Annotated in this window: 27 protein-coding genes; 13 read left to right on the top strand and 14 right to left on the bottom strand. The window is 60.0% G+C overall.

The features are described from left to right. Window positions 1-187: 187 nt before the first annotated feature. Window positions 188-379, bottom strand: a complete 192-nt coding sequence (locus ACP7EW_RS04295) for a PLDc N-terminal domain-containing protein (RefSeq protein ID WP_003172956.1) — start codon at window positions 377-379, stop codon at window positions 188-190. 68 nt (window positions 380-447) lie between these two features. Continuing rightward, window positions 448-978, bottom strand: coding sequence for a hypothetical protein (locus ACP7EW_RS04300; RefSeq protein WP_269131509.1), 531 nt, complete (start codon window positions 976-978; stop codon window positions 448-450). Window positions 979-1,171: 193 nt separating this feature from the next. Here ACP7EW_RS04300 and ACP7EW_RS04305 point away from each other — a divergent pair, with 193 nt between their 5' ends. Together ACP7EW_RS04305 and ACP7EW_RS04310 are read left to right on the top strand one after the other, a co-directional pair. Further along, window positions 1,172-2,134, top strand: a complete 963-nt coding sequence (locus ACP7EW_RS04305; RefSeq protein ID WP_426215530.1) for a hypothetical protein — start codon at window positions 1,172-1,174, stop codon at window positions 2,132-2,134. Between the two features lie 5 nt (window positions 2,135-2,139). Beyond that, window positions 2,140-2,505 (top strand): hypothetical protein, encoded by a 366-nt coding sequence (locus ACP7EW_RS04310; protein WP_426215531.1) that lies wholly within the window; start codon window positions 2,140-2,142, stop codon window positions 2,503-2,505. 22 nt (window positions 2,506-2,527) lie between these two features. Here ACP7EW_RS04310 and ACP7EW_RS04315 read toward each other — a convergent pair whose 3' ends face one another. Both ACP7EW_RS04315 and ACP7EW_RS04320 read right to left on the bottom strand, forming a co-directional pair. Then, a complete protein-coding gene (locus tag ACP7EW_RS04315) occupies window positions 2,528-3,043 on the bottom strand; it encodes an ankyrin repeat domain-containing protein (protein WP_033900893.1) in 516 nt (171 codons plus the stop codon). 109 nt (window positions 3,044-3,152) lie between these two features. Then, a complete protein-coding gene (locus ACP7EW_RS04320; RefSeq protein WP_426215534.1) occupies window positions 3,153-4,979 on the bottom strand; it encodes a long-chain-acyl-CoA synthetase in 1,827 nt (608 codons plus the stop codon). 352 nt (window positions 4,980-5,331) lie between these two features. On the opposite strand from ACP7EW_RS04320, the gene ACP7EW_RS04325 reads away from it, so the two are divergent. Next, window positions 5,332-5,610 (top strand): DUF3509 domain-containing protein, encoded by a 279-nt coding sequence (locus ACP7EW_RS04325; RefSeq protein ID WP_010208870.1) that lies wholly within the window; start codon window positions 5,332-5,334, stop codon window positions 5,608-5,610. 60 nt (window positions 5,611-5,670) lie between these two features. Here ACP7EW_RS04325 and ACP7EW_RS04330 read toward each other — a convergent pair whose 3' ends face one another. The 4 genes from ACP7EW_RS04330 to aroC all read right to left on the bottom strand — a co-directional run bounded on the left by ACP7EW_RS04330 (window position 5,671) and on the right by aroC (window position 8,942). Next, window positions 5,671-5,940 carry a response regulator transcription factor gene (locus tag ACP7EW_RS04330; RefSeq protein WP_033900889.1) on the bottom strand — a complete coding sequence of 90 codons (270 nt, stop codon included), beginning with the start codon at window positions 5,938-5,940 and terminating at the stop codon, window positions 5,671-5,673. Window positions 5,941-6,152: 212 nt separating this feature from the next. Next, on the bottom strand, window positions 6,153-6,683 hold the full coding sequence (locus ACP7EW_RS04335; protein ID WP_426215536.1) for a 1,2-dihydroxy-3-keto-5-methylthiopentene dioxygenase: 531 nt from the start codon (window positions 6,681-6,683) through the stop codon (window positions 6,153-6,155). Next, window positions 6,680-7,840, bottom strand: a complete 1,161-nt coding sequence (locus ACP7EW_RS04340) for an MFS transporter (RefSeq protein WP_033900884.1) — start codon at window positions 7,838-7,840, stop codon at window positions 6,680-6,682. The genes ACP7EW_RS04335 and ACP7EW_RS04340 overlap by 4 nt, the downstream gene beginning before the upstream one ends. Before the next feature lie 10 nt (window positions 7,841-7,850). Beyond that, complete coding sequence (gene aroC / locus ACP7EW_RS04345; protein WP_426215539.1) at window positions 7,851-8,942, bottom strand: chorismate synthase; 1,092 nt, start codon at window positions 8,940-8,942, stop codon at window positions 7,851-7,853. 143 nt (window positions 8,943-9,085) lie between these two features. Between aroC and ACP7EW_RS04350 the strand changes: the two genes are divergently transcribed. Continuing rightward, window positions 9,086-10,048: an alpha/beta hydrolase gene (locus tag ACP7EW_RS04350; protein ID WP_426215541.1), complete on the top strand. Its 963-nt coding sequence runs from the start codon at window positions 9,086-9,088 to the stop codon at window positions 10,046-10,048. A gap of 99 nt (window positions 10,049-10,147) precedes the next feature. Next, window positions 10,148-10,954: a hypothetical protein gene (locus ACP7EW_RS04355; protein WP_038847446.1), complete on the top strand. Its 807-nt coding sequence runs from the start codon at window positions 10,148-10,150 to the stop codon at window positions 10,952-10,954. A 56-nt stretch (window positions 10,955-11,010) separates the two neighbouring features. Here the strand turns inward: ACP7EW_RS04355 and prmB are convergent, their stop codons facing one another. After that, window positions 11,011-11,919: a 50S ribosomal protein L3 N(5)-glutamine methyltransferase gene (gene prmB / locus ACP7EW_RS04360; RefSeq protein WP_033900879.1), complete on the bottom strand. Its 909-nt coding sequence runs from the start codon at window positions 11,917-11,919 to the stop codon at window positions 11,011-11,013. Window positions 11,920-12,158: 239 nt separating this feature from the next. Here prmB and ACP7EW_RS04365 point away from each other — a divergent pair, with 239 nt between their 5' ends. From ACP7EW_RS04365 to ACP7EW_RS04385, 5 genes are all read left to right on the top strand, one after another. Continuing rightward, window positions 12,159-12,749 (top strand): cysteine hydrolase family protein, encoded by a 591-nt coding sequence (locus ACP7EW_RS04365; protein WP_016976373.1) that lies wholly within the window; start codon window positions 12,159-12,161, stop codon window positions 12,747-12,749. Between the two features lie 141 nt (window positions 12,750-12,890). Further along, window positions 12,891-13,211, top strand: coding sequence for a hypothetical protein (locus ACP7EW_RS04370; protein WP_426215544.1), 321 nt, complete (start codon window positions 12,891-12,893; stop codon window positions 13,209-13,211). Window positions 13,212-13,286: 75 nt separating this feature from the next. After that, window positions 13,287-13,844, top strand: coding sequence for a Smr/MutS family protein (locus tag ACP7EW_RS04375; protein ID WP_016976371.1), 558 nt, complete (start codon window positions 13,287-13,289; stop codon window positions 13,842-13,844). 78 nt (window positions 13,845-13,922) lie between these two features. Continuing rightward, window positions 13,923-14,468 carry a GTP cyclohydrolase I FolE gene (gene folE / locus ACP7EW_RS04380; RefSeq protein ID WP_003442011.1) on the top strand — a complete coding sequence of 182 codons (546 nt, stop codon included), beginning with the start codon at window positions 13,923-13,925 and terminating at the stop codon, window positions 14,466-14,468. 101 nt (window positions 14,469-14,569) lie between these two features. Then, complete coding sequence (locus ACP7EW_RS04385) at window positions 14,570-14,941, top strand: glutathione S-transferase N-terminal domain-containing protein (RefSeq protein ID WP_033900875.1); 372 nt, start codon at window positions 14,570-14,572, stop codon at window positions 14,939-14,941. Between the two features lie 4 nt (window positions 14,942-14,945). Here ACP7EW_RS04385 and ACP7EW_RS04390 read toward each other — a convergent pair whose 3' ends face one another. Genes ACP7EW_RS04390 through ACP7EW_RS04400 form a run of 3 tightly spaced genes read right to left on the bottom strand, consistent with a single transcriptional unit; the run spans window position 14,946 to window position 17,876 of the window. Continuing rightward, window positions 14,946-15,260, bottom strand: a complete 315-nt coding sequence (locus tag ACP7EW_RS04390; RefSeq protein WP_426215546.1) for an AtuA-related protein — start codon at window positions 15,258-15,260, stop codon at window positions 14,946-14,948. Further along, window positions 15,257-16,582, bottom strand: coding sequence for an acyclic terpene utilization AtuA family protein (locus tag ACP7EW_RS04395; RefSeq protein ID WP_426215548.1), 1,326 nt, complete (start codon window positions 16,580-16,582; stop codon window positions 15,257-15,259). The genes ACP7EW_RS04390 and ACP7EW_RS04395 overlap by 4 nt, the downstream gene beginning before the upstream one ends. Before the next feature lies 1 nt (window position 16,583). After that, a complete protein-coding gene (locus tag ACP7EW_RS04400) occupies window positions 16,584-17,876 on the bottom strand; it encodes a CitMHS family transporter (RefSeq protein WP_426215550.1) in 1,293 nt (430 codons plus the stop codon). Window positions 17,877-17,987: 111 nt separating this feature from the next. On the opposite strand from ACP7EW_RS04400, the gene ACP7EW_RS04405 reads away from it, so the two are divergent. Next, complete coding sequence (locus tag ACP7EW_RS04405) at window positions 17,988-18,872, top strand: LysR family transcriptional regulator (protein ID WP_426215552.1); 885 nt, start codon at window positions 17,988-17,990, stop codon at window positions 18,870-18,872. Here ACP7EW_RS04405 and ACP7EW_RS04410 read toward each other — a convergent pair whose 3' ends face one another. Both ACP7EW_RS04410 and ACP7EW_RS04415 read right to left on the bottom strand, forming a co-directional pair. Next, a complete protein-coding gene (locus tag ACP7EW_RS04410) occupies window positions 18,873-19,475 on the bottom strand; it encodes a glutathione S-transferase family protein (protein WP_426215554.1) in 603 nt (200 codons plus the stop codon). 10 nt (window positions 19,476-19,485) lie between these two features. Next, window positions 19,486-20,652 (bottom strand): PLP-dependent aminotransferase family protein, encoded by a 1,167-nt coding sequence (locus tag ACP7EW_RS04415; RefSeq protein ID WP_426215556.1) that lies wholly within the window; start codon window positions 20,650-20,652, stop codon window positions 19,486-19,488. 81 nt (window positions 20,653-20,733) lie between these two features. Here ACP7EW_RS04415 and ACP7EW_RS04420 point away from each other — a divergent pair, with 81 nt between their 5' ends. Together ACP7EW_RS04420 and ACP7EW_RS04425 are read left to right on the top strand one after the other, a co-directional pair. Continuing rightward, the gene (locus ACP7EW_RS04420; protein ID WP_426215558.1) at window positions 20,734-21,165 is read left to right on the top strand and encodes a MarR family winged helix-turn-helix transcriptional regulator; all 432 of its coding nucleotides are present in this window, start codon (window positions 20,734-20,736) and stop codon (window positions 21,163-21,165) included. 177 nt (window positions 21,166-21,342) lie between these two features. Further along, window positions 21,343-22,689, top strand: a complete 1,347-nt coding sequence (locus tag ACP7EW_RS04425) for an NCS2 family permease (RefSeq protein WP_426215560.1) — start codon at window positions 21,343-21,345, stop codon at window positions 22,687-22,689. The last annotated feature ends 11 nt before the right edge of the window (window positions 22,690-22,700 follow it).

Raw genomic sequence — 22,700 nt, forward strand, 5'->3', positions numbered from 1 at the left:
TGATTACTGAGGGAAAACACGTCTTTGTGGTGCTTTTCCAGGCCTTTGACAGACCTATCCTACAAGGAAGCAAAGCGAAGGGAATTGTCCAAAACGCTGTGTGAAAATTCTGTGTAGCGAATATTTGGACACAAAAAAATGTGGAAGAAGGCTTGCCCCTCTTCCACATCGATTAAGCGTTGCGGGGTCAGATCCGCACGTTACCGCGCGGCCCGGCGATTGCCCAAATGATCAAGCCCAGCACCGGCAACAGCAGGATCAGCAAAATCCACAGCACCTTGGCGCCCGTGCTCGCGCCGCTTTTGAACACGTTGATGATCGCCCAGATATCCAGGGCCAGGATGATCAGCCCGATCAAGCCATTAAAAGTGGAACCCATGGTGTCGCTCCTAAAGTGGGGGCATGCACTTGTAGGATAGCCAGCCCTGGTGGGGGTTCCGTTTTATTTCAGACGTGAACGGCGATCTTCAGCGCTTCCAGGGACGGCTCGCCCTTGATGCCCACCTCGGCGCACAGTTCCAGCACGCGCGGCAAGTCGTTGCCATAGACCAGCACGGCCTGGATCTCGTCATCCAGCAGTTGGCTGAAGTTAAGCAGCACATAGCCGCCATCTTCCGGGCTCAGGGCACTCATCTGGATCTGGATGCGGTTCAGCGCCGTGAGGTCCTCAGTCTTCGCCAGCTGCTTGGGCTTGAGGTTGAACGCCACGCCAGGACCGAACGAGGCAACGATTTGCGCGAACAGGTCGCCATAGGTGTCGGCCTGGAACAGCACGGTCTCCGGCAGGCTGCCGACGACGACCCACTCGCCCAACGGAATCGGGAAGCTGTCGTCGTAGTTGATATCCGGGTTGGCCGCCAGAAACGCCGCAGGGTCCGCGTAGGCCTGGGCCGCTTCATCGGCAATGCGCGCCACTTCGTCCTCGCTCATGACACCCGCGCTGATTTTGCTGATGAGTTCGACGAGGGCGGTTTTCATGGGTGTGGTCCTGTGGCGGGCTGAATTGGGGCCGGGAAGATAACACCGGCTACCCTGTACAACAACTTCGCGCAATTGTAGGACCTGTTCAGGTGCATGCGTAGTCCAATTCCGAAATTCCAACACGCTGATTTATTGCGCCTTCAGCTACTTATAGTCCGTGGCCATGTTTGTTCGTCTAAGGACAGAGCGCATGGCCCAAGCGTATATCAATCAGTACACCACCGACTTGCTCAGTTTGAAGTCGCGCTTGTTACCCGGATCAAGTCGAGCGTTGAGTGAAAAGTTCGATGCACTGAACCTGCATCTGCGTCATGGCCTGGTCACGCCAGGGCAGATGGTGATTATCCCGCAAGAATATGGTGTGGCCTGTACTGCCGATGATGCGCGGCTGATGCGCCACGCACAGGAGATACGGCGCCGTTTGGACCAAGATGCTTCGGCGGGAACGGTAGTCATTGGTCACTATGACTTGCTTCAGAGTTGGTTGGGGTATGGCTCCTTGGGCGTAGGCAGCACGACCTCCGCGTGGGCACAGCATTTGGACGAAATGAAGCAGACACTGAGCGAGATTGAACAACTTCACCAACGATTCAAGGACGGTACGCTGGAGAGGGCGACGTTTCTCCAGCAGCGCCAGACTTTGTTCAAGAAACTGGATGCTCAACTACACGGCGTCGCCCGCTTGGGTACCAGCCTACGCTCGCACACGTCGCTGAAGAAAATTCTAGGGATCTCGACTAAGAGCTACCTGCACAAACGCGAGATCGTGGGTTATACGCAACGCATCAGGGCGATAGCTGAAACCTCTAAGTTTTTGGGAAAAGGAACTTACATCGGAATGGCGCTGGATGTCGGCGCGACTGGGTTGGCGATTAAGGAGGCTTGTATGGAGGGACGGGAGGCGCTGTGTGAAAGAGCTAAATATATAGAAACGGGCCGCTTGGTTGCGGGTACCGCATTAGCTGCAGCAGCGGGAACCTTTACGTCAAAGGCGGCCAGCAAGCTGTGTATTTCACTGAAAATACGAAAGCGTGGGTTAGGTGCGCTAGGTTGCGCAATCATTGGAGGGGTCGCGGGTGGATTGGCGGGGGGCAGTGTCGGAGGCTCGGTGGGCGAGGAATTCGGGGACATCCTTTATGAGGCAAAAGACTGATGGTCATGACATGGGAAAAAGTCGTCGTTCTCGTAATAGTTCCCGCTTTGGTACTGGACTGTGCACTCCATTGGTATCTACGTAAGTGGAGACTCGAAGAATTGGAAAGTTACTTCCCCAACAACCGTGAAGTACAGGAAGAAAAAAAGTTCTGGTGGTGGAACACATTCATGAATGAGTCATTCCGATTAAGCGCCATCATTGACTATGTCGTCTGGCCCAAAAAAATGATCAAACGCGGCGAGATCACCGAAGAGGAGCTCGCCGCGATCCCTATTGTTTTGAAACGCTGGCTTATCGCTTACTACTGTTATTCAAGACTGCAAATGACCGGTGTATTCACTTGGTATGTTTGGGCAAAGCTACTGTAACCAGTGATTCGCCTCCTCCGACTTACACCAGTTTTTGCAATTTCGCCGCCGTATCCACCGCGCCCATGGTGTGTGCCGCCGCCAACGCGGTTGCGCCTTGGGCGTCAGCGGCCTTGGGATCGGCGCCCTGGCCGAGCAGGTAGTCGAGCATTTCCACGCGGTTGAACATCGCGGCCATCATCAGTGCCGTACGGCCATCGGAGGACGACGCGTCCACTGGCACACCGCCTTCGATCAGTGCCTTGACTACCTCCAGGTTGCCTTTGAACGCCGCGCCAGCCATTGGCAGCTGGTTCTTGTCGTTGGCAATCAGCGGGTCAGCCTTGAACTCCAGCAACACTTTTACTGCCTCGACATGACCGTGATAGGCCGCGAGCATCAGCAAGGTGTCGCCATTGTGATTACGAAAGTTGGCTGGCAAGCCCTTGGCCAGCAGCGCGGCAAGCATGGCGGCGTCGCCTTTGCGGGCGACGTCGAACACCTGTTCGGCAAATTCTGCGGCTTCGTCATCGGTCATTTGTTTGGCTTGGTCTGACATGTGGGGCTCCTTGTCTGGTCCTCTATATGGCGCCCAGTGTCGCGAGGGAGTTCCCACCTGTCATGGCTTTTTTGTCAAAAGCCTCCATAGGCATATTCAATAGCCCGGCCTAATAGCGAAAGTGTCCGCCCTGGATCTGCGCCAATAGCTGTCCAGTGACCGGCACATAGCAGTCCGAACCTGGCAACCAGGCATAGACCGGGTCATTGCCTGCCCTCTGCGGATCGAATGCCTCCTCCTTGAGTTTCACCTTTTGGTATTTGAACGTGCCGGTGGTCTCCATCTTGACCTTGATGCGCAGGAACAGCGGCACCGCGTAATGCGGCAACTGGCCGTGGGCGAATTGCAGCAACTCGCGCATATCCAACGAGGCCAGCGATTCGCTCGGGGTGATGGCAACCATTCCGGCGCGGCCGTTGGTGTTTTCGATTTCCACACCGTAGGCCACCACTTCAGCGATCTGCGGATGTTGCAGCAACACGTTCTCCACCTCGGTGGTGGAGACGTTTTCACCCTTCCAGCGGTAGGTATCCCCCAGGCGGTCGACGAACTGCGCATGACCGAAGCCGATGCTGCGCACCAGATCGCCGGTATTGAAGTAGCGGTCGCCTTTCTCGAATACGTCGGTGAGGATCACCTTGCGGTTTTTTTCCGGGTCGGTGTAGCCATCATAGGGCGACTTTTCATCGATCCTGGCCAGCAGCAAACCTTGCCCGCCAGTCTTCACTTTGTGCATGAAGCCATCGCGGCCACGAATCGGCTCGCCGGTGTCGTGGGCGTAGTCCACCAACGCCCAGTGCTGCAGGCAAAAGCCGACGGTATTGTCGAAGTTCAATACGTTGGTGAAGCCGATGTTGCCGTCGCTGGCTGCATACAACTCGCAGACATGCTCAACCCCATACCGCGCCTTGAACTGCGCCCACACGCCGGGACGCAGGCCATTGCCGACCATCTTGGTCACGCGGTGATCGCGGTCGTTGGGGTTGGCGGGTTGATCGAGCAGGTAACGACACAATTCGCCGACATAACCGAGGGTGGTCGCCTTGAAGCGGCGAGCGTCATCCCAGAATTGGCTGGCGCTGAACTTGCGCCGGATGGCGAACCCTGACGCCCCGACAATCGCCGAGCCCCAGCACACGCAAAGGCCGGTGGCGTGGTAAAGCGGCAAGGTGCAATAGAGGACGTCGTCCGGGCCCATGTCCAGGGCGATGCTGCCGAAGCTGACGGCGGTCTTGGTCCAGCGGCCATGTTTCATGATGCCGGCCTTGGGCAAGCCGGTGGTACCAGAGGTGTAGATATAGAAGCAGGGATCGTTGAAGAAGATCTGCGCGCTGCTGACCGGGTTATCCACCGGGGCGTCGGCGCTGGCGGCCATCAGGTCGACATAACCCTCAGGCGTCACAACGGCCTGCGGCTCCGGGATAAACCAGGACCGTGCAGTGGGAATGTCCACTTGATCGCGTACGGCATCATAGGCAGCCACCAACTCTGCGCCCACTACAATCGCCACCGGGCTCACCAGGTTCAGGCTGTGCACCAGCGCCGCTTGGGTCTGCGCCGTATTGAGCATGGCGCAGATGCCGCCCAGCTTGGCCACGGCCAGTACGTTCAGCAGCAACTCGGGACGGTTTTCGATAAACATCGCCACTACATCACCCTTGCGGATGCCCTGGGCCTGCAAGTGGTGGGCGATGCGGTTGGCGGATCGGTTGGCCTCGGTGTAGCTGAGCACGCGGTCGGCGTACAACAATGCGGCGCCATCCGGATTGCGCTGGGTGGCTTGCTCGAAGTGCCAGCCCAGGCCGCAGGGCTGCTGAGGGTCGGTAACGTTGGCGGCACGCATGCCGCGCACGACCCGTGGCAGGGCGCGAACAATGGCGGGCACCTTACGCAGCATCATGCCCCAGGTAATCATGTCGTTTGGCGATTGGCTCATGGGAACATCCTTTTTCTTATTCTTCGTAAACCTCGCAGGAAAGTACGTCAGCCTCTCTTCGGCTGTACACGCAGGATTTGAAAAGTTTTGTATCCCGATGAACGACCGCCGAAAAAAGGAATTCAGCGACGCCAGGGCAGTCTGTAGGAGTAATGGCGGACCCTTTCGACCCCGCCGGGCCACGCAAAATGCAGGATGCATGATGGCCATTCATGCAAATTGCACGAAATCGAAAATCTGAATTTTTTATATCTTATTGATTTATAACGATATTTTATAAAACCAAGAGCTGGCACAATCACTGCACCTATCACTCCATGCTTGCCAACTTGAGCCAACGGAGCTGATAGACATGAGCCTGATCCAAGATAAATTCGCTTCAGTATTCTCCAACTACGACGTCACCACCCAGCCACGTCCCGACGGTGGCATCCTGTTGACCCTGCGTAATAGCGAAGGCAAACAGGTCAAGCGTTCGATCTCGTACCAGCAGTTGCACACGGCCGATCAATTGACTTGGGTGATCAGTGCCATCCGCCGCGACCTGGCCGAACAAGCCAGCGACCTGCCACAGATTTCGATGCTGCAAAGCCAGAACCGCTTTGCCCTGCCGACTTACCATTCGGCTTAAGTACCTGACAAAGAAAAGGGCCGCGACACGCACGGGTGTCGCGGCCCTTTTTTCATGCATTCAGCAAAGCCCCTTGCGCGCCGCTTCATTCATTGCCTGGACGCGGTTACTGACTTCCAACTTGCCGTAGATATTGCGCAGGTGGAATTTCACCGTGGCTTCGGACGTGGCGCGTATCTGGCTGATCTCCCACACGGTCTTGCCTTCCGAGGCCCAACGCAGTATTTCCAGCTCCGTGCGCGTCAGGCTCTTGCCCGCCAGATTAATGCGCCGCCTGACAGCGTTGGGCACCGTATACGGCGCCAGAAACGATTCCCTTGGGCCTCTCATGAGTTTCTCTCCTTTATTATTGGCTGACGCCCTATCACCCTTCGGATTCCTCCTATTGACGGATGATATAAACGTTATTGCCGAAGAGAGTTACATAAGGCGTGAGATTAAGGCGCACCCACGAGAATAAACAGCAAGACCCTACATAAGCTTAAGTTTATTCCCACAACAACTTCCAACATGCGGGGGTTGAAGTTTCTGATAGCTCGCGATTAATCATCCAATCCGGGAAAACGCCGGGCGATATCGTCACCGGTGAACTCGGGCACCCACCCTTTCTCGGTGTTGTATAAACGCAACGCCACGAAGTGCGGGTTTTCACCCATGTCGAACCAATGCGCCATACCGGCCGGGATCACCAGCAGGTCGTTTTTCTCGCAACGTAGGGCGTATACGTAATCGCCAATGTGCAGTGCGAACAGGCCCTGGCCGGCAAGGAAAAAACGCGCATCGTCTTCGCTGTAGCGCCGCTCATCGAGAAACTGCCCACGTAATTCGGCGTTCTGCGCGGGGTCGCCGGCATCCCTCATCACCTCGGCTGCGCGGTAGCCGAGCTGATCAATCTGCGCCTGACAGGCGGCAATCAACTCGCCATCGCTGGCGCCCTTCTCGACCGGGCCGGGCTGCCAGCGCTCAAAACGCACGCCCTGCTCGGCCAGGGTGGCGGCGATGTCGTCAAAATGGGTCAGGACCTTGTTCGGCGTATCCGGTGTAGCGACGGAGTAGACAGCGACATAACTCATTGAAGGGTTCCTTGGTTCTGCTCTTGCAATCGAAAACCGATGATAACGGCGGCTGCCAGGGCGGCGACGCTGGCGATGCTGAAGGTCAGGGTCGGCCCCAACAGGTTCCAACTGTAGCCCGAATACAGGGCGCCCAATGCGCCACCGGTGCCGGCCAACGCGGCATACAGCGCCTGGCCCTGGCCTTGTTGCTTGTCGCCGAAACTGCGCTGCACAAAGGCAATCGCCGCCGCATGGAAACTGCCAAAGGTAGCGGCGTGCATCACCTGCGCCAGCAACAGCACCCAGAAAAACTCGGCAAATGAGCCCAGCAGCAGCCAGCGCAGCGCCGCCAGCAGGAAACTCGCCAGCAGCACCCGGCGTACCGAAAAGCGCGAAAGGATGCGGCTCATGGCCAGGAACATCAGCACCTCCGCCACCACGCCCAACGCCCACAACATCCCGATCACACCGCGGCTGTAGCCCAAATGTTCAAGGTGCAGGGTGAGAAAGGTGTAATACGGGCCATGGCTCATCTGCATCAGCGCCACGCAGGCATAAAACGCCAGGACGCCAGGGCTACGCAATTGTTTGAGGAAGCCCTCGCCCGCCAGTCGATTGCCGTGGCTGGCAGGTTGCGCATTCGGCACCCACAGGCTGGCACCGATGATGCCGGCCATGATCACCACGACCACCACCGGGTAGATGTCCAGGCTCAGCCAGTCGAACAGGCGGCCCATGATCACCACGGTGAGAATGAAGCCGATGGAACCCCACAGGCGGATCTGGCTGTAGCGCGAGGTTTGTTTTTGCAGGTGCGCCAGGGTGATGACTTCAAACTGCGGCAGTACCGCATGCCAGAAGAACGCATGCAGGGCCATGACCAGGGCCAGCCAGGCGTAGGTATGGCTGATGAAGATCAGCGAAAAACTCGCCAGGGTGCACACCGCGCCAAAACGGACGATGGCCAGGCGCCGGCCAGTGTAGTCACCCAGCCAGCCCCACAGGTTGGGCGCCACGCAGCGCATCAGCATAGGGATGGCCACCAGCTCGCCGATGCGCGCGCTGGAGAAGCCCAAATGGTCGAAGTACAGCGCCAGGAAGGGTGCGGTTGCACCCAGGAGGGCGAAGTAGAAGAGGTAGAAGCTGGAGAGGCGCCAGTACGGAAGGGCTGTCACAGCCGAACCGTCACAGCTGGCCCAGCACCGGCGTACTCACGTGAACATCGGCATTCTGCCCACGGTTGCGCAGCAGGTGGTCCATCAACACGATGGCCATCATCGCTTCGGCAATCGGCGTGGCCCGGATGCCGACGCACGGATCGTGGCGACCCTTGGTGATCACGTCCACCGGGTTGCCGTGCACATCAATCGAACGGCCCGGCGTGGTGATGCTCGACGTCGCCTTGAGTGCCAGGTGCGCCACAATCGGTTGACCGGAAGAAATGCCACCGAGGATGCCGCCCGCGTTGTTGCTGAGAAAACCTTCCGGGGTCAGTTCGTCGCGGTGCTCGGTGCCGCGCTGGGACACGCAGGCGAAACCAGCGCCGATTTCCACACCTTTCACCGCGTTGATGCTCATCAGCGCATGGGCCAGTTCAGCGTCGAGGCGATCGAAGATCGGTTCGCCCAGGCCGGGCTTCACGCCTTCGGCGACCACGGTGATCTTGGCGCCGACGGAGTCCTGGTCACGGCGCAACTGGTCCATATAGGCTTCCAGTTCCGGCACTTTGTCCGGGTCGGGGCTGAAAAACGCGTTGTCTTCGACGCTGTCCCAGGTCTTGAACGGGATTTCAATCGGGCCCAGCTGGCTCATGTAGCCACGGATCACAATGCCTTGGGTCGCCAGGTATTTCTTGGCGATGGCACCGGCCGCCACGCGCATCGCGGTTTCGCGCGCCGAGCTGCGGCCGCCGCCACGGTAGTCGCGCTCGCCGTATTTGTGGTGATAGGTGTAGTCGGCGTGGGCCGGGCGGAACAGGTCCTTGATCGCCGAATAGTCCTTGGACTTCTGGTCAGTGTTGCGGATCAGCAGGCCGATGGCGCAACCGGTGGTGCGGCCTTCGAACACGCCGGAGAGGATCTCGACTTCATCGGGCTCCTGGCGCTGGGTGGTGTGGCGGCTGGTGCCGGGCTTGCGGCGGTCGAGGTCACGCTGCAGGTCTTCCAGGGACAGCTCGAGGCCGGGCGGGCAGCCGTCGACAATGGCGACCAACGCCGGGCCATGGCTTTCGCCCGCGGTGGTGACAGTGAACAGCTTGCCGAAGGTATTGCCGGACATGCAGGGCGCTCCGTGAAATCAGTTGAATCAAGTCAACCGTAATAACTTAAGGCGGCCAGTATACGCAGGCTAACCGAGTAGTTCATCCTCGAAACCTTAGCGGTAGACCTTGGTCCAACCGGCACCTTCCCAATGATGGCGCGATGATGCTGCGAGTTCTGCTTTTGACCCTCACCCTGTTTTCCAGCCTGGGCTTCGCCGCCTCCCCCGTGGTGTTGCAACGGCCTATCAGCCTGGACACCGGCAGCGGCGAGCTGTTTGGCTCACTCTTGTTGCCTAAATCCGACAAAACCGTGCCGGTGGTGTTGATTATCGCCGGTTCCGGGCCCACCGACCGCAATGGCAACAGCGCCGACGGTGCGCGCAATGACAGCCTCAAGCGCCTGGCCTGGGTGCTGGCGCGGCATAACATCGCCAGCGTGCGCTACGACAAGCGCGGCGTCGCGGCCAGCCTGGCGGCCACCCCCGACGAACGCAACCTGACCCTCGACGCCTACGTCGCCGACGCCGTGGCCTGGGGCAAACTGCTCAAGGCCGACAAACGCATGGGCCCGCTGATTGTGCTGGGCCACAGCGAAGGTGCGCTGGTGGCCGCCCTCGCCGCGCCGCAACTGGACCCGGCGGGCGTGGTCTCGTTGTCTGGCAGTGCGCGCCCGGTGGATCAAGTGATCCGCCAACAGTTGGCCGATCACCTGCCCCCTGCCCTGCTGCTGCGCAGTAACCAAATCCTCGATCACCTCAAGGCCGGCCAAGTGGATGCGGATGTGCCTGGCCCGCTGGAAGGCATTTTCCGACCCAGTGTGCAGCCATATCTGATCAGCCTGTTTCGTGCCGATCCGTCGGCAGCCTTTGCCAAATTGAACATGCCGGCACTGATCATTCAGGGCACCAACGATATCCAGGTCGGCGTCGGCGATGCCCAGCAACTGAAAAAGGCCAAGCCCGACGCTCAGCTTGCGGTGATCGAGGGCATGAACCACGTGATGCGCATCGTGCCCAACGATGTGAAGCAGCAATTGGCCTCCTACAACGACCCGCAACTGCCCCTCGCCGCCGAGCTGGGCAACCGCCTGGTGCGCTTTATCGACGGACTTCAACCCCGTTAAGCGACAATTTGCCTCCAGTCCTGGGCAAAGCGGCCGATAAGCCCAGAGTCGACAGTAAAAAGACTGTCGACTCGCAGGGCTTGGACAGGATCGCGCCGCATGACAACCACTGAAGCAACACCGGAATCCACCGCCGACACCCCGGCAGACAAAACCGAGGCCGTCGACGCGGCGCCCCTGCCGTGGGCGGATGTCCAGGCTGAGCATTTCAAGATGCTGCGCCTGGCGCCCCTGGCCACCGACCGCGCCACGGGCGTGCGGCCTTTGCGCTTCGTGCAGTTCGGCTATGCCGAGCGCAACGACAAACACCACAGCCTGCTGCGCATGGTCATCCAGTTGCCCGGCCAACGCGTGCGCCGTGAACAGAATCACCTGGATATCTGGGTTGACCACGACACGCACCGCGTGCACTTCGGCCCTGGCAACAGCCTGGAGATCGAACCGGCCAACCGTGGCATCGGGCGCTTCCTGGTGGCCCAAGGCGCTGCCTGGGCGAAAAAGAAATGGTCGCACTACCGCGTCGACGGCGTTGACCTGGCCAACAAAGATGCACTGAACGAAGCCACCCGCCTGCGCCGCGATCACTTCCTGCGCATCCAGGGTTTTGATGTGGCTTACGCCGATGTGCAGCACCTCAAGGGTAACGTGCAGCCGGGCAAGGTCAGTGATGTGCTGGACAGCTGGAACACCGAGAAGGTGCAGTTCGTAGAAATCCTGGAAGCGGCGCAGATGCTGCAACAGGCAGAACAGAACCTGGCAGAGCAGGAAGTGAAGCTGCGCAAGGAAGAGGAAAAGGTCACCAAGTTCAAGCGTGAGGACAGCGGATTGCGCTTTACCATCACCTGTCTGGTGGCATTTACGGTGTTTCAGGCGGGGTTGTTGATCTGGATTGCAACTCACCGCTGAAACAGATTCGCACTATGAAATGCGGTCATTGACCGCACTCCTACCGCTAGTACAGGTTAAACGCGGGCAGCAAATGCAGCCTGATGTTGACGGCACTGCTCAGCCGTCAACATGAACACCCCATGGCCGCCGCGCTGGAAGTCCAGCCAGGCAAAGTCCACTTCCGGGTACAGTGCCTCGACGTGCACTTGGCTGTTGCCCACTTCAACAATCAGCAAACCCTTCTCGGTCAGGTGGTCCGCCGCTTCGGCCAGCATGCGCCGCACCAGGTTCAAACCGTCGTCGCCACAGGCCAGGCCCAGCTCCGGTTCGTGCTGGTATTCGTCAGGCATATCGGCGAAGTCTTCGGCATCCACATACGGCGGGTTGGACACGATCAAGTCAAAGCGCTGGCCCGGCAGGCCGTCGAAACCGTCACCCTGCACGGTATAGACACGCTCATCAACGCCATGGCGCTCGATGTTCTGGTTGGCCACTTCCAGGGCTTCGAAGGACAAGTCCCCCAGCACCACTTCGGCGTCCTGGAACTCATAGGCGCACGCAATGCCGATGCAACCGGAACCGGTGCACAGGTCGAGGATGCGTGCCGGTGGCTGCGCCAACCAGGGTTCGAAGCGGTTTTCGATCAGCTCGCCGATCGGTGAGCGCGGGATCAGCACGCGCTCATCGACGATAAACGACATGCCACAGAACCAGGCTTCACCAATCAGATAGGGTGTCGGCACGCGTTCGTGGATACGGCGATGCAACAAGCGTTGCAGGTGGGCGACTTCCTCTTCTTCCAGGTTGCAGTCGAGGTAGCTGTCGGCAATTTCCCACGGCAAATGCAAGGCACCGAGCACCAGTTGCCGGGCATCGTCCCAGGCATTATCGGTGCCATGGCCAAAAAACAGGTCTTCCCCATGGAAACGGCTGACAGCCCAACGGATATGGTCGCGCAAGGTGCGCAGGCGGGAAGTGGTCACGGGTGCAAGCTCCTGGAAAAAACGACTGGCGATTCTAACAGCCTTCACCTGTACCGACGATGTACGAAAACCCGGCGCCACCCGTCGGATTTCATCCAAATTGCCATCATTGTGTTAAACAGGCCCACCTCTTGACATGGCTGCACGTCAACAACGGCGTACCTTACGATGGTAGCGATTCACAGAACCGCTCAGCCAGTGGACAATGTCGCAAAAGCCCCCCTCACAGGAGCCCCAGAATGTCCGTTCCAAAGACGATGTTTCAACTCAGCGGTCGTGGTTACGCAGCAGCGAACCTCAGCCATGCGACCCTCGTGATCATCGACGCCCAGAAGGAATACCTCAACGGCCCCCTCGCCCTCTCGGGCATGGACGCGGCCGTCGGCAACATCAAGCAACTTGTGTCTGCCGCCCGCAACGCTGGGCGTCCGATCGTGCATGTGCGTCACCTGGGCACCGTGGGTGGCCTGTTCGACCCACAGGGCGAGCGTGGCGAGTTCATTCCAGGGCTTGAGCCTGAAGGCGACGAAACCATCATCGGCAAGCTGCTGCCCAGCGCCTTCCATGGCACCGGCCTGGAAAAACACCTGCAGGACCTCGGCTCTCTGGACCTGATCGTTTGCGGTTTCATGAGCCACTCCAGCGTCAGCACCACCGTGCGCGCCGCCAAAAACCTGGGCTTTCGCTGCACCTTGGTGGAAGACGCCTGCGCCACACGTGACTTGCCTTACAAAGGCGGCATCCTCAGCGCCGAGCACGTGCAGCAGACCGAAATGGCCATCATGGCCGACAATTTCGCCACCCTGGCGCTCACCAAAGATCTGATCTGATCAACCTTCTGATGAGCGGCGCGGCCTGTTTACGGCCCCGCTCATCCGCAAAGCCCTCTCATTTGGCGCATTTACCCCTCCCCCCGGAACAACCTGTGTATTGTCCGGTCGAAGGGCCGATACCCTGGAGGAAAGGTCGGAATGAAGATATCCGATGGTTTTGACGCTCGTCGCTTGCGCCCCAAGGGCCCGAGCAATTGGCGTCTGCGCCTGGTGGCCGGCATTGCCGCGCTGCTGGCGATAATTGGTTTGCTGTTGGCCGGCGCTGGTGGTGCCGGTTTGTTTGGCCACTCGCCCGCCCTCGGCGAGCTGAATGCCAGCCCTGGCGGCTCGGCGATTCTGTTGGTGATCGGGCTGCTGGTGCTGTGGTTGGGCGTATGGTTATGGCGGCGCAGCCGTCGGAAAATGCGTCAGCCGTTTTCGCTGAATATCGCTTCACACCTGATGAAAAAGCACGACTGATGGCGCTTGGATAGCGTTTCCTGCGCCCTGGCCGCCGCGATTTAGGTAAACTGCCCGCCCTTCGCGGAGGCCAACATGCAAGACGACGATTTTTCCCTGTTCAAAAACGAGCTGCGCGGCGTCAAGCCGATCAAGCACGACCGCGCCGACACCGGCAAACCCAAGGCCGACCGCGCGCAGATCGCCAAGCTGCGCCAGGCCGCGACCGTGCGCACTGACGCCACCACCGTGGACGGCCTGTCGGACCAGTTCGTGATCGATGTCGGCCCTGAAGACGAGCTGATGTGGGCCCGCGATGGCGTGCAGGAAAGCCAGATGCGCAAGCTCAAGGCCGGCCAGATCCCGTTCGAAGGCAGCCTCGACCTGCATGGCATGAACGTGGAAAAAGCCCGGGAAACCCTGTGGGCCTTCCTGGCCGAAGCCACTAAGTTCGAAATCCGCTGCGTGCGCGTCACCCACGGCAAGGCCGTGCGGTTGGACGGCAAGCGCCCAATGATCAAGAGCCACGTCAACACCTGGCTGCGCCAGCATGCCCAGGTGCTTGGCTTTACCTCATGCCAGGCCCGCCACGGCGGCGCGGGGGCGGTGTATGTGATGCTCAAGCGCACGATGATGGAAGGGCGCGACGAGTAACAAGTGCCATCGTCAGGCTTGCAGCGATGTGCCCGCCACCGTAACCTTGCGCTTTGCGAAAATCCCACAGGTAGTTTCATGTCCCTGGAACAGAATTACACCGCGATCCTCGGCCAACTCGGCGAGGACGTTTCCCGCGAGGGCCTGCTCGACACGCCAAAGCGTGCCGCCAAGGCGATGCAGTACCTCTGCCGCGGCTATGAGCAGACTCTGGAAGAGGTCACCAACGGTGCCTTGTTCAGCTCCGACAACAGCGAAATGGTGCTGGTCAAGGACATCGAGTTGTACTCGCTGTGCGAACACCACTTGCTGCCGTTCATCGGCAAGGCCCACGTCGCGTATATCCCGAGCGGCAAGGTGCTGGGCCTGTCCAAGGTTGCGCGGATTGTCGACATGTACGCCCGCCGCCTGCAGATCCAGGAAAACCTCAGCCGCCAGATCGCCGATGCCGTGATGCAAGTGACCGGCGCCCTGGGCGTGGCCGTAGTGATCGAGGCCAAGCACATGTGCATGATGATGCGCGGTGTGGAGAAGCAGAATTCGTCGATGATCACCTCGGTGATGCTGGGTGAGTTCCGCGAAAACGCGGCCACCCGCAGCGAATTCCTTAGCCTGATCAAGTAACCGGCTGCGGACGAAAAAACCGGCGTTCATCGCCGGTTTTTTTTCGCCTGCAAAATTGAGGTAAGCTGCGGCCCCTTCTTCATGGGCAAGAGGTTTCAGCCATGTTCGTCAAAGCACTTCGAGTGGGCCTCGGCCACGTCATCATCGCGGGCGACTTTCTTACCCGCCCACGCAAAAAGCAGCGTTCCGCCGAGCAACAGGCACAGGTGAATGCAGCGGCCAAGGAGCTGACGCTGTATCAGTTCCACGCTTGCCCATTCTGCGTGAAGACCCGCCGCACCCTGCACCGCCTGAATGTGCCCGTCGCGCTGAAAGATGCGAAGAACAACGAACAGGACCGCCAGACCCTGCTTGAGCAAGGTGGCAAGATCAAGGTGCCGTGCCTGCGTATCGAAGAGAATGGCCAGACCACCTGGATGTACGACTCCAAGGTGATCATTGAATATCTGGACAAGCGTTTCGCCGGGGTTTGACCGCCTACTGCTGAATCGACAGTTCCAGTAGCGCCGAGCCCAGGCACTTGCCATGGGCATCCAGCGCCAGCGAGCGGGTGACGCCACCGCGCAGGATGCCCGGCAACACGAAGTTCAGCGCCTGCACATTCGGCAATTCATAGCGCCGCACAGGCGCTGCGTCGGGCTCACGCAACCCCGCGAAAAATTCGGCCACACGTTCGGCGGTCAGTTGCTCGCACAGCAATGGGTAGTCTTCAGCACGATAGGCGATGATCGAAATGTTCGACGTGTCGCCCTTATCCCCGGTGCGGGAATGGGCCAGCATCTGCAGCTTCATGCTTGAATCCTCGGGTTGACCACATCACGCGGCAGCAACAACGACGCCACCGCCACCACCTGACGCACGCTTTTGCTGGCGCCGCCGCCGCCCGACGGGCCGTTAGTGTAGAGGGTTTCCACTTCATTGCCGACGCGCACCGCCTCATCGCGCGCCTCACAGCGCGCCGCCACGCGCAGGCGCACTTCCCAGGGCTCGACCGTGCTGCGCGGGCCGTGAAGCGAGTCCATGCCGATCAGTTCGGCACGCACGTCCTGCATTTTCACGCCCATCAACTCAAGGCGCTTGAGGACCACATCCCGCGCCAACTGCGCCCGTGCGACAGCACCGGGGCCACCGTAGGACATCTGCCCCTCTCCAATCCAACCGTCCAGATAGCCGACGCTGACCTTCAGCTGTTCGGGGCGCGCACGACCGTCTGCACCTTGGGCGCGAACGCGATCAACGCCCTCCTGCACAAACCCCACTTGGGAAAAATCCGCCGTCACGTCAGGCGTGAGGTACGCCGCCGGGTCGTGCACTTCATAGATCAGCTGTTCAGTGCAGGTCGCACGGCTGACCCGCCCGCCGGACCCAACCACCTTGGTAATCACCGCCTCACCGTCCGCAGTGATCTCGGCCAGAGGGAAGCCCAGGCGCGCCAGGTCTTCCACATCCTTGAAACCCGGATCGGCGAAATAGCCGCCGCTGACTTGCCCGGCGCATTCAAGCAGATGCCCCACCAGCGTGCCACGCCCCAAACGCTGCCAATCGTCCGCTGCCCAGCCGAATTCAAACATCTGTGGCGCGAGGAACAGCGAAGGGTCGGCCACGCGCCCGGTGATCACCACGTCGGCATCGGCGTGCAATGCCTGCAGAATGCCGTCGACGCCCAAGTAGGCATTCGCGGAAATCAGCCGCTCGCCCAAGGAACCGACGGTCTGGCCGTTATCCAGCAAACACTCGGGCTGCAACACGCTCAACACATCATCGCCGACAACGGCGACCACCTTGAGATCAAGGCCCAACTCTTGGGCGATTCGCCGCACCTCACGGGCCGCCGCCACTGGATTGGCCGCGCCCATATTGGTGATCACCCGCAGGCGACGACGCCCGGCCTTTACGCCCACGAACGGCAGCACGCGGCGCATACGCTCACTCAGCAGCGGGTCGTAACCGCCCTCGGGATCGCTGATGCGTGCCTGTTGCGCCAAAGCAATCGTGCGTTCGGCCAGGCATTCGAATACCAGGTAATCCAGTTCGCCCTGCTCGGCCAGTTCCACGGCAGGTTCGATACGGTCGCCGGAATAGCCGGCGCCGGAACCGATGCGCAAGGTTTTCATCTCAAATAACTCCCAGGAGCAACGCGGTCAGGGTCATCAACACCGACGCGGCAAACAGAAACGGAATGGTGAAGCGCTGGTGATCGGCCAGTTCGATCTTGCACAGGCCCACCAGCAGGAAGGTCGCGGGGGTCAGCGCGCTGACCGGGAAGCCGGTGGTGTGCACACCCAGCAACGAGGCCTGGGCCACTTGCAGCGGGTCGACGCCCAGGGCCTTGCCGACTTCAGCGATCACCGGCATCACACCGAAATAGTAGGAATCCGGGTCAAACAACATGCTCAGCGGCATGGAGATAAAGCCCACCACCGCCGGGATCAACTTGCCATGGCCGGCCGGAATCTGCGCCACCGCCACCTCGGCAATCGCCTTGAGCATGCCGGTGCCCTGCATGATCCCGGTGAACACCCCGGCGGCGAGCAGGATACTGGCCATGGTCAGGGCGGTCTTGGCATGGGCGTCGATGCGGGCGCGCTGAGCGTCCACATTCGGATAGTTGATGCACAGCGCCACCACGGTGCCGAGCATGAACATCACCACGGGGTCGACCCAGCCAGCGATCATCACCACCATCACCAGCAGGGTCAGGATCAGGTTGACCCAAAACAGCCGCGGGCGACGCAGCTTGATGTCGTCGTCACTCAATACCCGTTGCGGCACCGCGTCCACGGTGGAGCCGGCGCCGAGGCCCAGGCGTTTTTCTTCGCGACGGCCAAGCCACCAGGCGCAGGCGAAAACGAAGACCAGGCCGACGATTTGCACCGGGATCAGCGGTTGGAACAGATCCGCCACGGGCACGTGCAAAGCCGCCGACGAACGCAGCACCGGGCCGGTCCACGGCAGAAAGTTGACCCCGGCTGCCATCGCGCAGACACACGCCAGAATGCGTTTATCGATGCCCAGCCGCGTATACAGCGGCAGCATCGCCGGCACCGTCACCAGAAAGGTCACCGCGCCGGAGCCGTCCAAATGCACCAGCAGCGCCAGGGTCGCGGTGCCTACGACAATGCGTGTAGGGCGCGTGCCGACCGTGCGCAGGATGCGGTCAATGATGGGATCGAGCATGCCGGCATCGGTCATGATCCCGAAAAACAGGATCGCAAACACAAACATGCCCACCACGGGGGCGACGTTCTTGATACCGGTGATGATGAAGGCGCTGGTTTGCAGGCCGAACCCGCCGAGCAACGCGGCGATGATCGGCAAGGCGATCAGGGCCACCAGCGGCGAGAGGCGTTTGCTCATGACGGCAGCGAGCAGGCACAGGATGGTGATGACACCCAGGGTAGCGAGCATGGGTTACTCCAGAGCGGCCTTGGTGGCCGGTTATTGTTTTCCCTGGAGTATTGGAAGCGGGTTAGTCTTTGTAAATTGGAATATTCACCCGCTAGTGTTCGGAAAAACAAAATGAAGAACAGTATCCAACACATTCAGGCATTTCTTGCCGTGGCTCGCACTGGCAGCTTCACCAAGGCTGCCAATGAGCTGCATCTGTCACCTTCGGCGCTGACGGTGCAGGTGCAGCAACTGGAAGACTGGCTTGGCGTCGCCCTGCTCGACCGCAGCCCGCGCCACGTCAGCCTCACCGCCGCCGGCCAGGAGGCGCGCGGCCCCATGGAAAAACTGCTGCTGGACCTGGACAACATTGTCACCGGCTCCCGCGACCTCGCTGCCCTGCGCCGGGGCGTGGTCACCATCGCCGCCCTGCCCTCGGTGTGCGCCGGCAGTTTGCCGCCGGTTCTACGCTTGTTTCGCGAGCGCTTTGCCGGAATAGAGGTACGCCTGCATGACCTGGTGGCCCATCGCATCCACGCCCAGGTGCGTTCCGGCGAGGTGGATTTCGGTATCGGCGTGCGTGCGCGGCTCAGCCATGGCCTGGAATTCGTGCCGGTGTTGAATGATCGCCTGTGTGCGTTTGTACCGGTGGATCATCCGCTCACCCGCCATCGCCAACTGACCCTGGAGCAATTGGCCGACCAGCCGATCATCCTTACCGGGCGCGACAGCAGCGTGCGCGAGCAAGTGGATGCGCTGTTCGATGAGACACGCCTGACAATGAACGCCGGCATGGAGGCCAACTACATGTCGACGGTATTGGCCCTGGTGCGCCAGGGGTTGGGGATCAGTGTGCTGCCAGAGTCGGCGGCGGACAGCCTGGAGGGGTTGAAGCGCATCAACATCGATCATCCCGGCGTGAACCGGGAGATCGGCTTGATCAGTCGCAGTGGGATGGGCTTGAGCCCGGCAGCGCAGCGGTGTTTCGAGTTATTGAGCAACGAATTGCGCGGGTGATCAATCCAGCATCGCCACATGTTTGGGATGGCTGGCAACACGCTTCAACCACGCCTGCACACCCGGATAAACCTCCAACTCAAAACCACCCTCATTCGCCACATGGGTGTAGGCATACAAGGCCACATCGGCGATAGAGAACTGATCGCCCACGAGGTAAGGCGTCAGCTGCAATTGGCGCTCCATGACCTTGAGCGCTTTGTAACCGCCCTTGTGCAGCTTCTTGTATTCCTCCAGGCGATCCTCGGGCAGCCCCAGGTAAAACTGGATAAACCGCGCCACCGCAATGTACGGCTCGTGGCTGTACTGCTCGAAGAACTGCCATTGCAGCACTTGGGTGCGCAGGCGCGGCTCGGACGGCAAGAATTCACTGCCATCGGCCAGGAAATTGAGGATCGCGTTGGACTCCCACAGGCAGGTGCCGTCTTCCAGTTCCAGCACGGGGATCTTGCCGTTGGGGTTCTTCGCCAGGAATTCGGCGGTCTGGGTGTCACCCTTGAGGATGTCCACATCGATCCATTGATACGGGATGCCCAGCAGGCTGAGCATCAATTTGATCTTGTAGCAGTTGCCCGACTTGTAATCGCCATAAACCTTGTACATGGGGCTCCCCTTATGCCGCTTGCGCGTGCTGTGCTTGACGGACCACCGCGGCCAGGCGTTTGAGACCTTCGTCGAGGCGGGCCGGGTCGATATGGCTGAAATTGAGGCGCAACGAACCGTGATGGTGGTCCGGCTCGGAAAAGAACGGTTCACCGGGCATGAACGCGACGTTCTGTTCCAGCGCTTGCGCCAACAAGGTGCGGGTGTCGAGTGGCTGTTTCAAGGTCAGCCAGAAGAATAATCCACCTTGGGGCACTTGCCAGTCGGCCAGATCGGCGAAATGACACTGTAGCGCCGCCTGGAATGCATCGCGGCGCTGGCGGTAAAAACTGCGCAGTTCCACCAGATGCTGTTGGTATTTTTCGCTGCCGATCCACTGCATCGCCTGCCATTGGCCCACACGGTTGGTGTGCAGGTCAGCCGATTGCTTGAGCTTGAGCAGGTGCGGGAACAGGTCCGAGCTGGCGATCAGGTAGCCGACGCGCAGGCCGGGCAACAGGGTCTTGGACACGGTGCCGGTGTAGATCCAACTGGCTTTTTTCAGGCGCCCGGAGATGGGTTTGGCGCTGCCGCCGTCGAAGGTCAGTTCGCGGTAGGGCTCGTCTTCGATCAGGGTCACGCCGAATTCATCGAGCAACGCGGCGACGGCTTCGCGCTTGGCTTCGCTGTAGCGCACAGCCGACGGGTTCTGGAAGGTCGGGATCAGGTAGATGAACGCCGGGCGATGGCGTTCGAGGTTAGCGCGCAACGCGGCCAAGTTCGGGCCATCGGCTTCCAGTTGTACGGTGAGGCAATCGGCACCGAACAGTTGGAAGATCTGCAAGGCGGCCAGGTAGGTCGGGCCCTCCAGCAGAATCTGCGTGCCTTTATCGATGTACAGCTTGGCCGCCAGGTCGAGGGTTTGCTGGGAGCCGCTGACCACCAGCACCTGGCTGGCCTGGCACGGCACGCCGAGTGCGCGGGCTTCGGCGGCGAGCTGTTCACGCAACTGCGGCTCGCCCTCGCTCATGCCGTATTGGCCGATGTTGAGGGGCATGTCGTCCCAGTTCAGCGCGGGCAACATAGCTTCGGCCGGCAGGCCACCGGCGAACGACATCACTTCCGGGCGCTGGGCTGCCGCGAGGATTTCACGGATCAAGGAGCTTTTGAGGCGCGTAACACGTTCAGAGAAGGCCATAAGGTCACCGGTAGCGAAGCCTGTGGGAAATACGTCAAACTGGTTGACCGAAATTACGACGACTCACACGGATACGTCAATATGCTTGACCTTAAAAATCCCACCGCCCAGCAAGAAGCGATGGAAGCGTTCTTCTTCGGCTACCAGGCGTTTACCGCCAAGGCCGATGAAATGCTTGAGCGCCGCGGCCTGAGCCGGGTGCATCAGCGCATTGTGTTTTTTATCGCACGCTACCCGACCTTGAGCGTGAAGGAACTGCTGGAATTGCTCGGCGTGAGTAAGCAAGCCCTGAACATTCCGCTGCGCCAACTGCAGGAAATGCACTGGGTGAACAGCGTTGCGTCCGAGACCGACAAGCGCAAACGCCTGCTCGAATTGACTGAGGAAGGCCTGCGTTTCGAACAGTTGTTGCGCCGTGAACAGGTGAAACTGTTGCAACGCGCCTTCGCCGAGGCAGGCGAGGAAGCGGTGGCAGGATGGCTGGCGGTCAATCAGGCATTGAGCGCGAACTAGCCCTTCGCACCGCTATTCGAAAACATTATTTGCTTTATTTGTATACAAAAGCATAATTCGCCTCGTGCGAGTTCCTGACCTATTGGTCAACAAAACCCGCCAGTACCTCAAAGCGCTGTTGCCCACATCCGTGACCGGCGCTGGAAATAACAATAAAACTCTTGAGGAGTACTCGCTGTGGATAGCCGCAAATCCGAAGCCCCTACGCTGGACATCGCCCCGCCTAATAACAGTTGGCTAGAACGCCTGTTCAAGCTCAGCTTGCATGGCACCACAGTGAAGACCGAGCTGATCGCCGGCCTCACCACCTTCATCACCATGGCCTACATCATCTTCGTCAACCCCAACATCATGGCCGACGCTGGCATCGACCATGGCGCGGCATTTGTCGCCACCTGCATCGCCGCCGCGCTGGGTTGCCTGCTGATGGGGTTGTACGCCAACTGGCCAGTGGGCCTGGCGCCGGGCATGGGTTTGAATGCATTTTTCACTTACACCGTGGTCGGCACCATGGGCTACACCTGGGAAACCGCGCTGGGCGCGGTATTTATCTCCGGCGTGCTGTTCATGGGCCTGACGCTCTCGCGGGTGCGCGAATGGTTGCTCAACAGCATTCCTGTGAGCCTGCGTCATGCCATGGGCGCGGGCGTGGGTTTGTTCCTCGGGGTGATCGGCCTGAAAACCGCCGGGATCATCGTCGACAGCCCGGCCACGTTGATCAAGCTCGGTTCGCTGCATGAGCCCGCGCCACTGCTGGCGGCGGTGTGCTTCTTGCTGATCGCCATCCTCAGCTACCACCGCGTGTTCGGCGCGATCCTGATCAGCATCATCGCCGTCACCTTGGCTGGCTGGGGCCTGGACTTGGTGCATTACAACGGCATGGTGTCTACACCGCCAAGCCTGGCGCCAACCTGGATGGCCATGGATATCAAAGGTGTATTCAATGTCAGCATGATTAGCGTGGTATTTGCATTTCTTTTTGTACACATGTTTGACACCGCAGGTACACTGATGGGCGTTGCGCAACGGGCCGGGCTGGTCAATGCCGATGGCAAGATCGACAACCTGTCCCGCGCATTGAAGGCCGACAGTGCTTCCAGCGTATTCGGGGCGATGGTCGGTGTACCACCGGTGACCAGCTACGTGGAAAGTGCTGCCGGCGTAGCGGCAGGCGGCCGCACCGGGCTCACTGCCGTGACCGTGGGCGTGCTGTTTGTGGCGGCGATGTTTTTTGCGCCGCTCGCAGGGATGATTCCGGCATACGCCACCGCCGGTGCGTTGATCTACGTGGCGATGCTGATGATGGCAAGCATGGCCCATATCAATTGGGATGAAGCCACCGACAGCATTCCGGCGATTGTCACGGCGATCATGATGCCGCTGACGTTCTCGGTTGCTGATGGTATCGCCCTGGGCTTTATCACTTACGTGGCGCTCAAGACCGGCACCGGCAAGTTCCGCGAGATCTCCGTGAGCCTGTGGGTGCTGTGCGCGATCTTTATCGCCAAATTCATATTTCTATAAAGGAGTAACGG

It is taken from the genome of Pseudomonas sp. DWRC2-2 (genome assembly GCF_049897885.1).
Taxonomy (GTDB): Bacteria; Pseudomonadota; Gammaproteobacteria; order Pseudomonadales; family Pseudomonadaceae; genus Aquipseudomonas; species Aquipseudomonas azotoformans_A.

Bases quoted from the DNA above. Each gene is read 5' to 3' on its own strand.
- ACP7EW_RS04295 (WP_003172956.1), bottom strand. From the start codon at position 379: ATGGGTTCCACTTTTAATGGCTTGATCGGGCTGATCATCCTGGCCCTG.
- ACP7EW_RS04300 (WP_269131509.1), bottom strand. From the start codon at position 978: ATGAAAACCGCCCTCGTCGAACTCATCAGCAAAATCAGCGCGGGTGTC.
- ACP7EW_RS04305 (WP_426215530.1), top strand. From the start codon at position 1,172: ATGGCCCAAGCGTATATCAATCAGTACACCACCGACTTGCTCAGTTTG.
- ACP7EW_RS04310 (WP_426215531.1), top strand. From the start codon at position 2,140: ATGACATGGGAAAAAGTCGTCGTTCTCGTAATAGTTCCCGCTTTGGTA.
- ACP7EW_RS04315 (WP_033900893.1), bottom strand. From the start codon at position 3,043: ATGTCAGACCAAGCCAAACAAATGACCGATGACGAAGCCGCAGAATTT.
- ACP7EW_RS04320 (WP_426215534.1), bottom strand. From the start codon at position 4,979: ATGAGCCAATCGCCAAACGACATGATTACCTGGGGCATGATGCTGCGT.
- ACP7EW_RS04325 (WP_010208870.1), top strand. From the start codon at position 5,332: ATGAGCCTGATCCAAGATAAATTCGCTTCAGTATTCTCCAACTACGAC.
- ACP7EW_RS04330 (WP_033900889.1), bottom strand. From the start codon at position 5,940: ATGAGAGGCCCAAGGGAATCGTTTCTGGCGCCGTATACGGTGCCCAAC.
- ACP7EW_RS04335 (WP_426215536.1), bottom strand. From the start codon at position 6,683: ATGAGTTATGTCGCTGTCTACTCCGTCGCTACACCGGATACGCCGAAC.
- aroC (WP_426215539.1), bottom strand. From the start codon at position 8,942: ATGTCCGGCAATACCTTCGGCAAGCTGTTCACTGTCACCACCGCGGGC.
- ACP7EW_RS04350 (WP_426215541.1), top strand. From the start codon at position 9,086: ATGATGCTGCGAGTTCTGCTTTTGACCCTCACCCTGTTTTCCAGCCTG.
- ACP7EW_RS04355 (WP_038847446.1), top strand. From the start codon at position 10,148: ATGACAACCACTGAAGCAACACCGGAATCCACCGCCGACACCCCGGCA.
- ACP7EW_RS04365 (WP_016976373.1), top strand. From the start codon at position 12,159: ATGTCCGTTCCAAAGACGATGTTTCAACTCAGCGGTCGTGGTTACGCA.
- ACP7EW_RS04370 (WP_426215544.1), top strand. From the start codon at position 12,891: ATGAAGATATCCGATGGTTTTGACGCTCGTCGCTTGCGCCCCAAGGGC.
- ACP7EW_RS04375 (WP_016976371.1), top strand. From the start codon at position 13,287: ATGCAAGACGACGATTTTTCCCTGTTCAAAAACGAGCTGCGCGGCGTC.
- folE (WP_003442011.1), top strand. From the start codon at position 13,923: ATGTCCCTGGAACAGAATTACACCGCGATCCTCGGCCAACTCGGCGAG.
- ACP7EW_RS04385 (WP_033900875.1), top strand. From the start codon at position 14,570: ATGTTCGTCAAAGCACTTCGAGTGGGCCTCGGCCACGTCATCATCGCG.
- ACP7EW_RS04390 (WP_426215546.1), bottom strand. From the start codon at position 15,260: ATGAAGCTGCAGATGCTGGCCCATTCCCGCACCGGGGATAAGGGCGAC.
- ACP7EW_RS04395 (WP_426215548.1), bottom strand. From the start codon at position 16,582: ATGAAAACCTTGCGCATCGGTTCCGGCGCCGGCTATTCCGGCGACCGT.
- ACP7EW_RS04400 (WP_426215550.1), bottom strand. From the start codon at position 17,876: ATGCTCGCTACCCTGGGTGTCATCACCATCCTGTGCCTGCTCGCTGCC.
- ACP7EW_RS04405 (WP_426215552.1), top strand. From the start codon at position 17,988: ATGAAGAACAGTATCCAACACATTCAGGCATTTCTTGCCGTGGCTCGC.
- ACP7EW_RS04410 (WP_426215554.1), bottom strand. From the start codon at position 19,475: ATGTACAAGGTTTATGGCGATTACAAGTCGGGCAACTGCTACAAGATC.
- ACP7EW_RS04415 (WP_426215556.1), bottom strand. From the start codon at position 20,652: ATGGCCTTCTCTGAACGTGTTACGCGCCTCAAAAGCTCCTTGATCCGT.
- ACP7EW_RS04420 (WP_426215558.1), top strand. From the start codon at position 20,734: ATGCTTGACCTTAAAAATCCCACCGCCCAGCAAGAAGCGATGGAAGCG.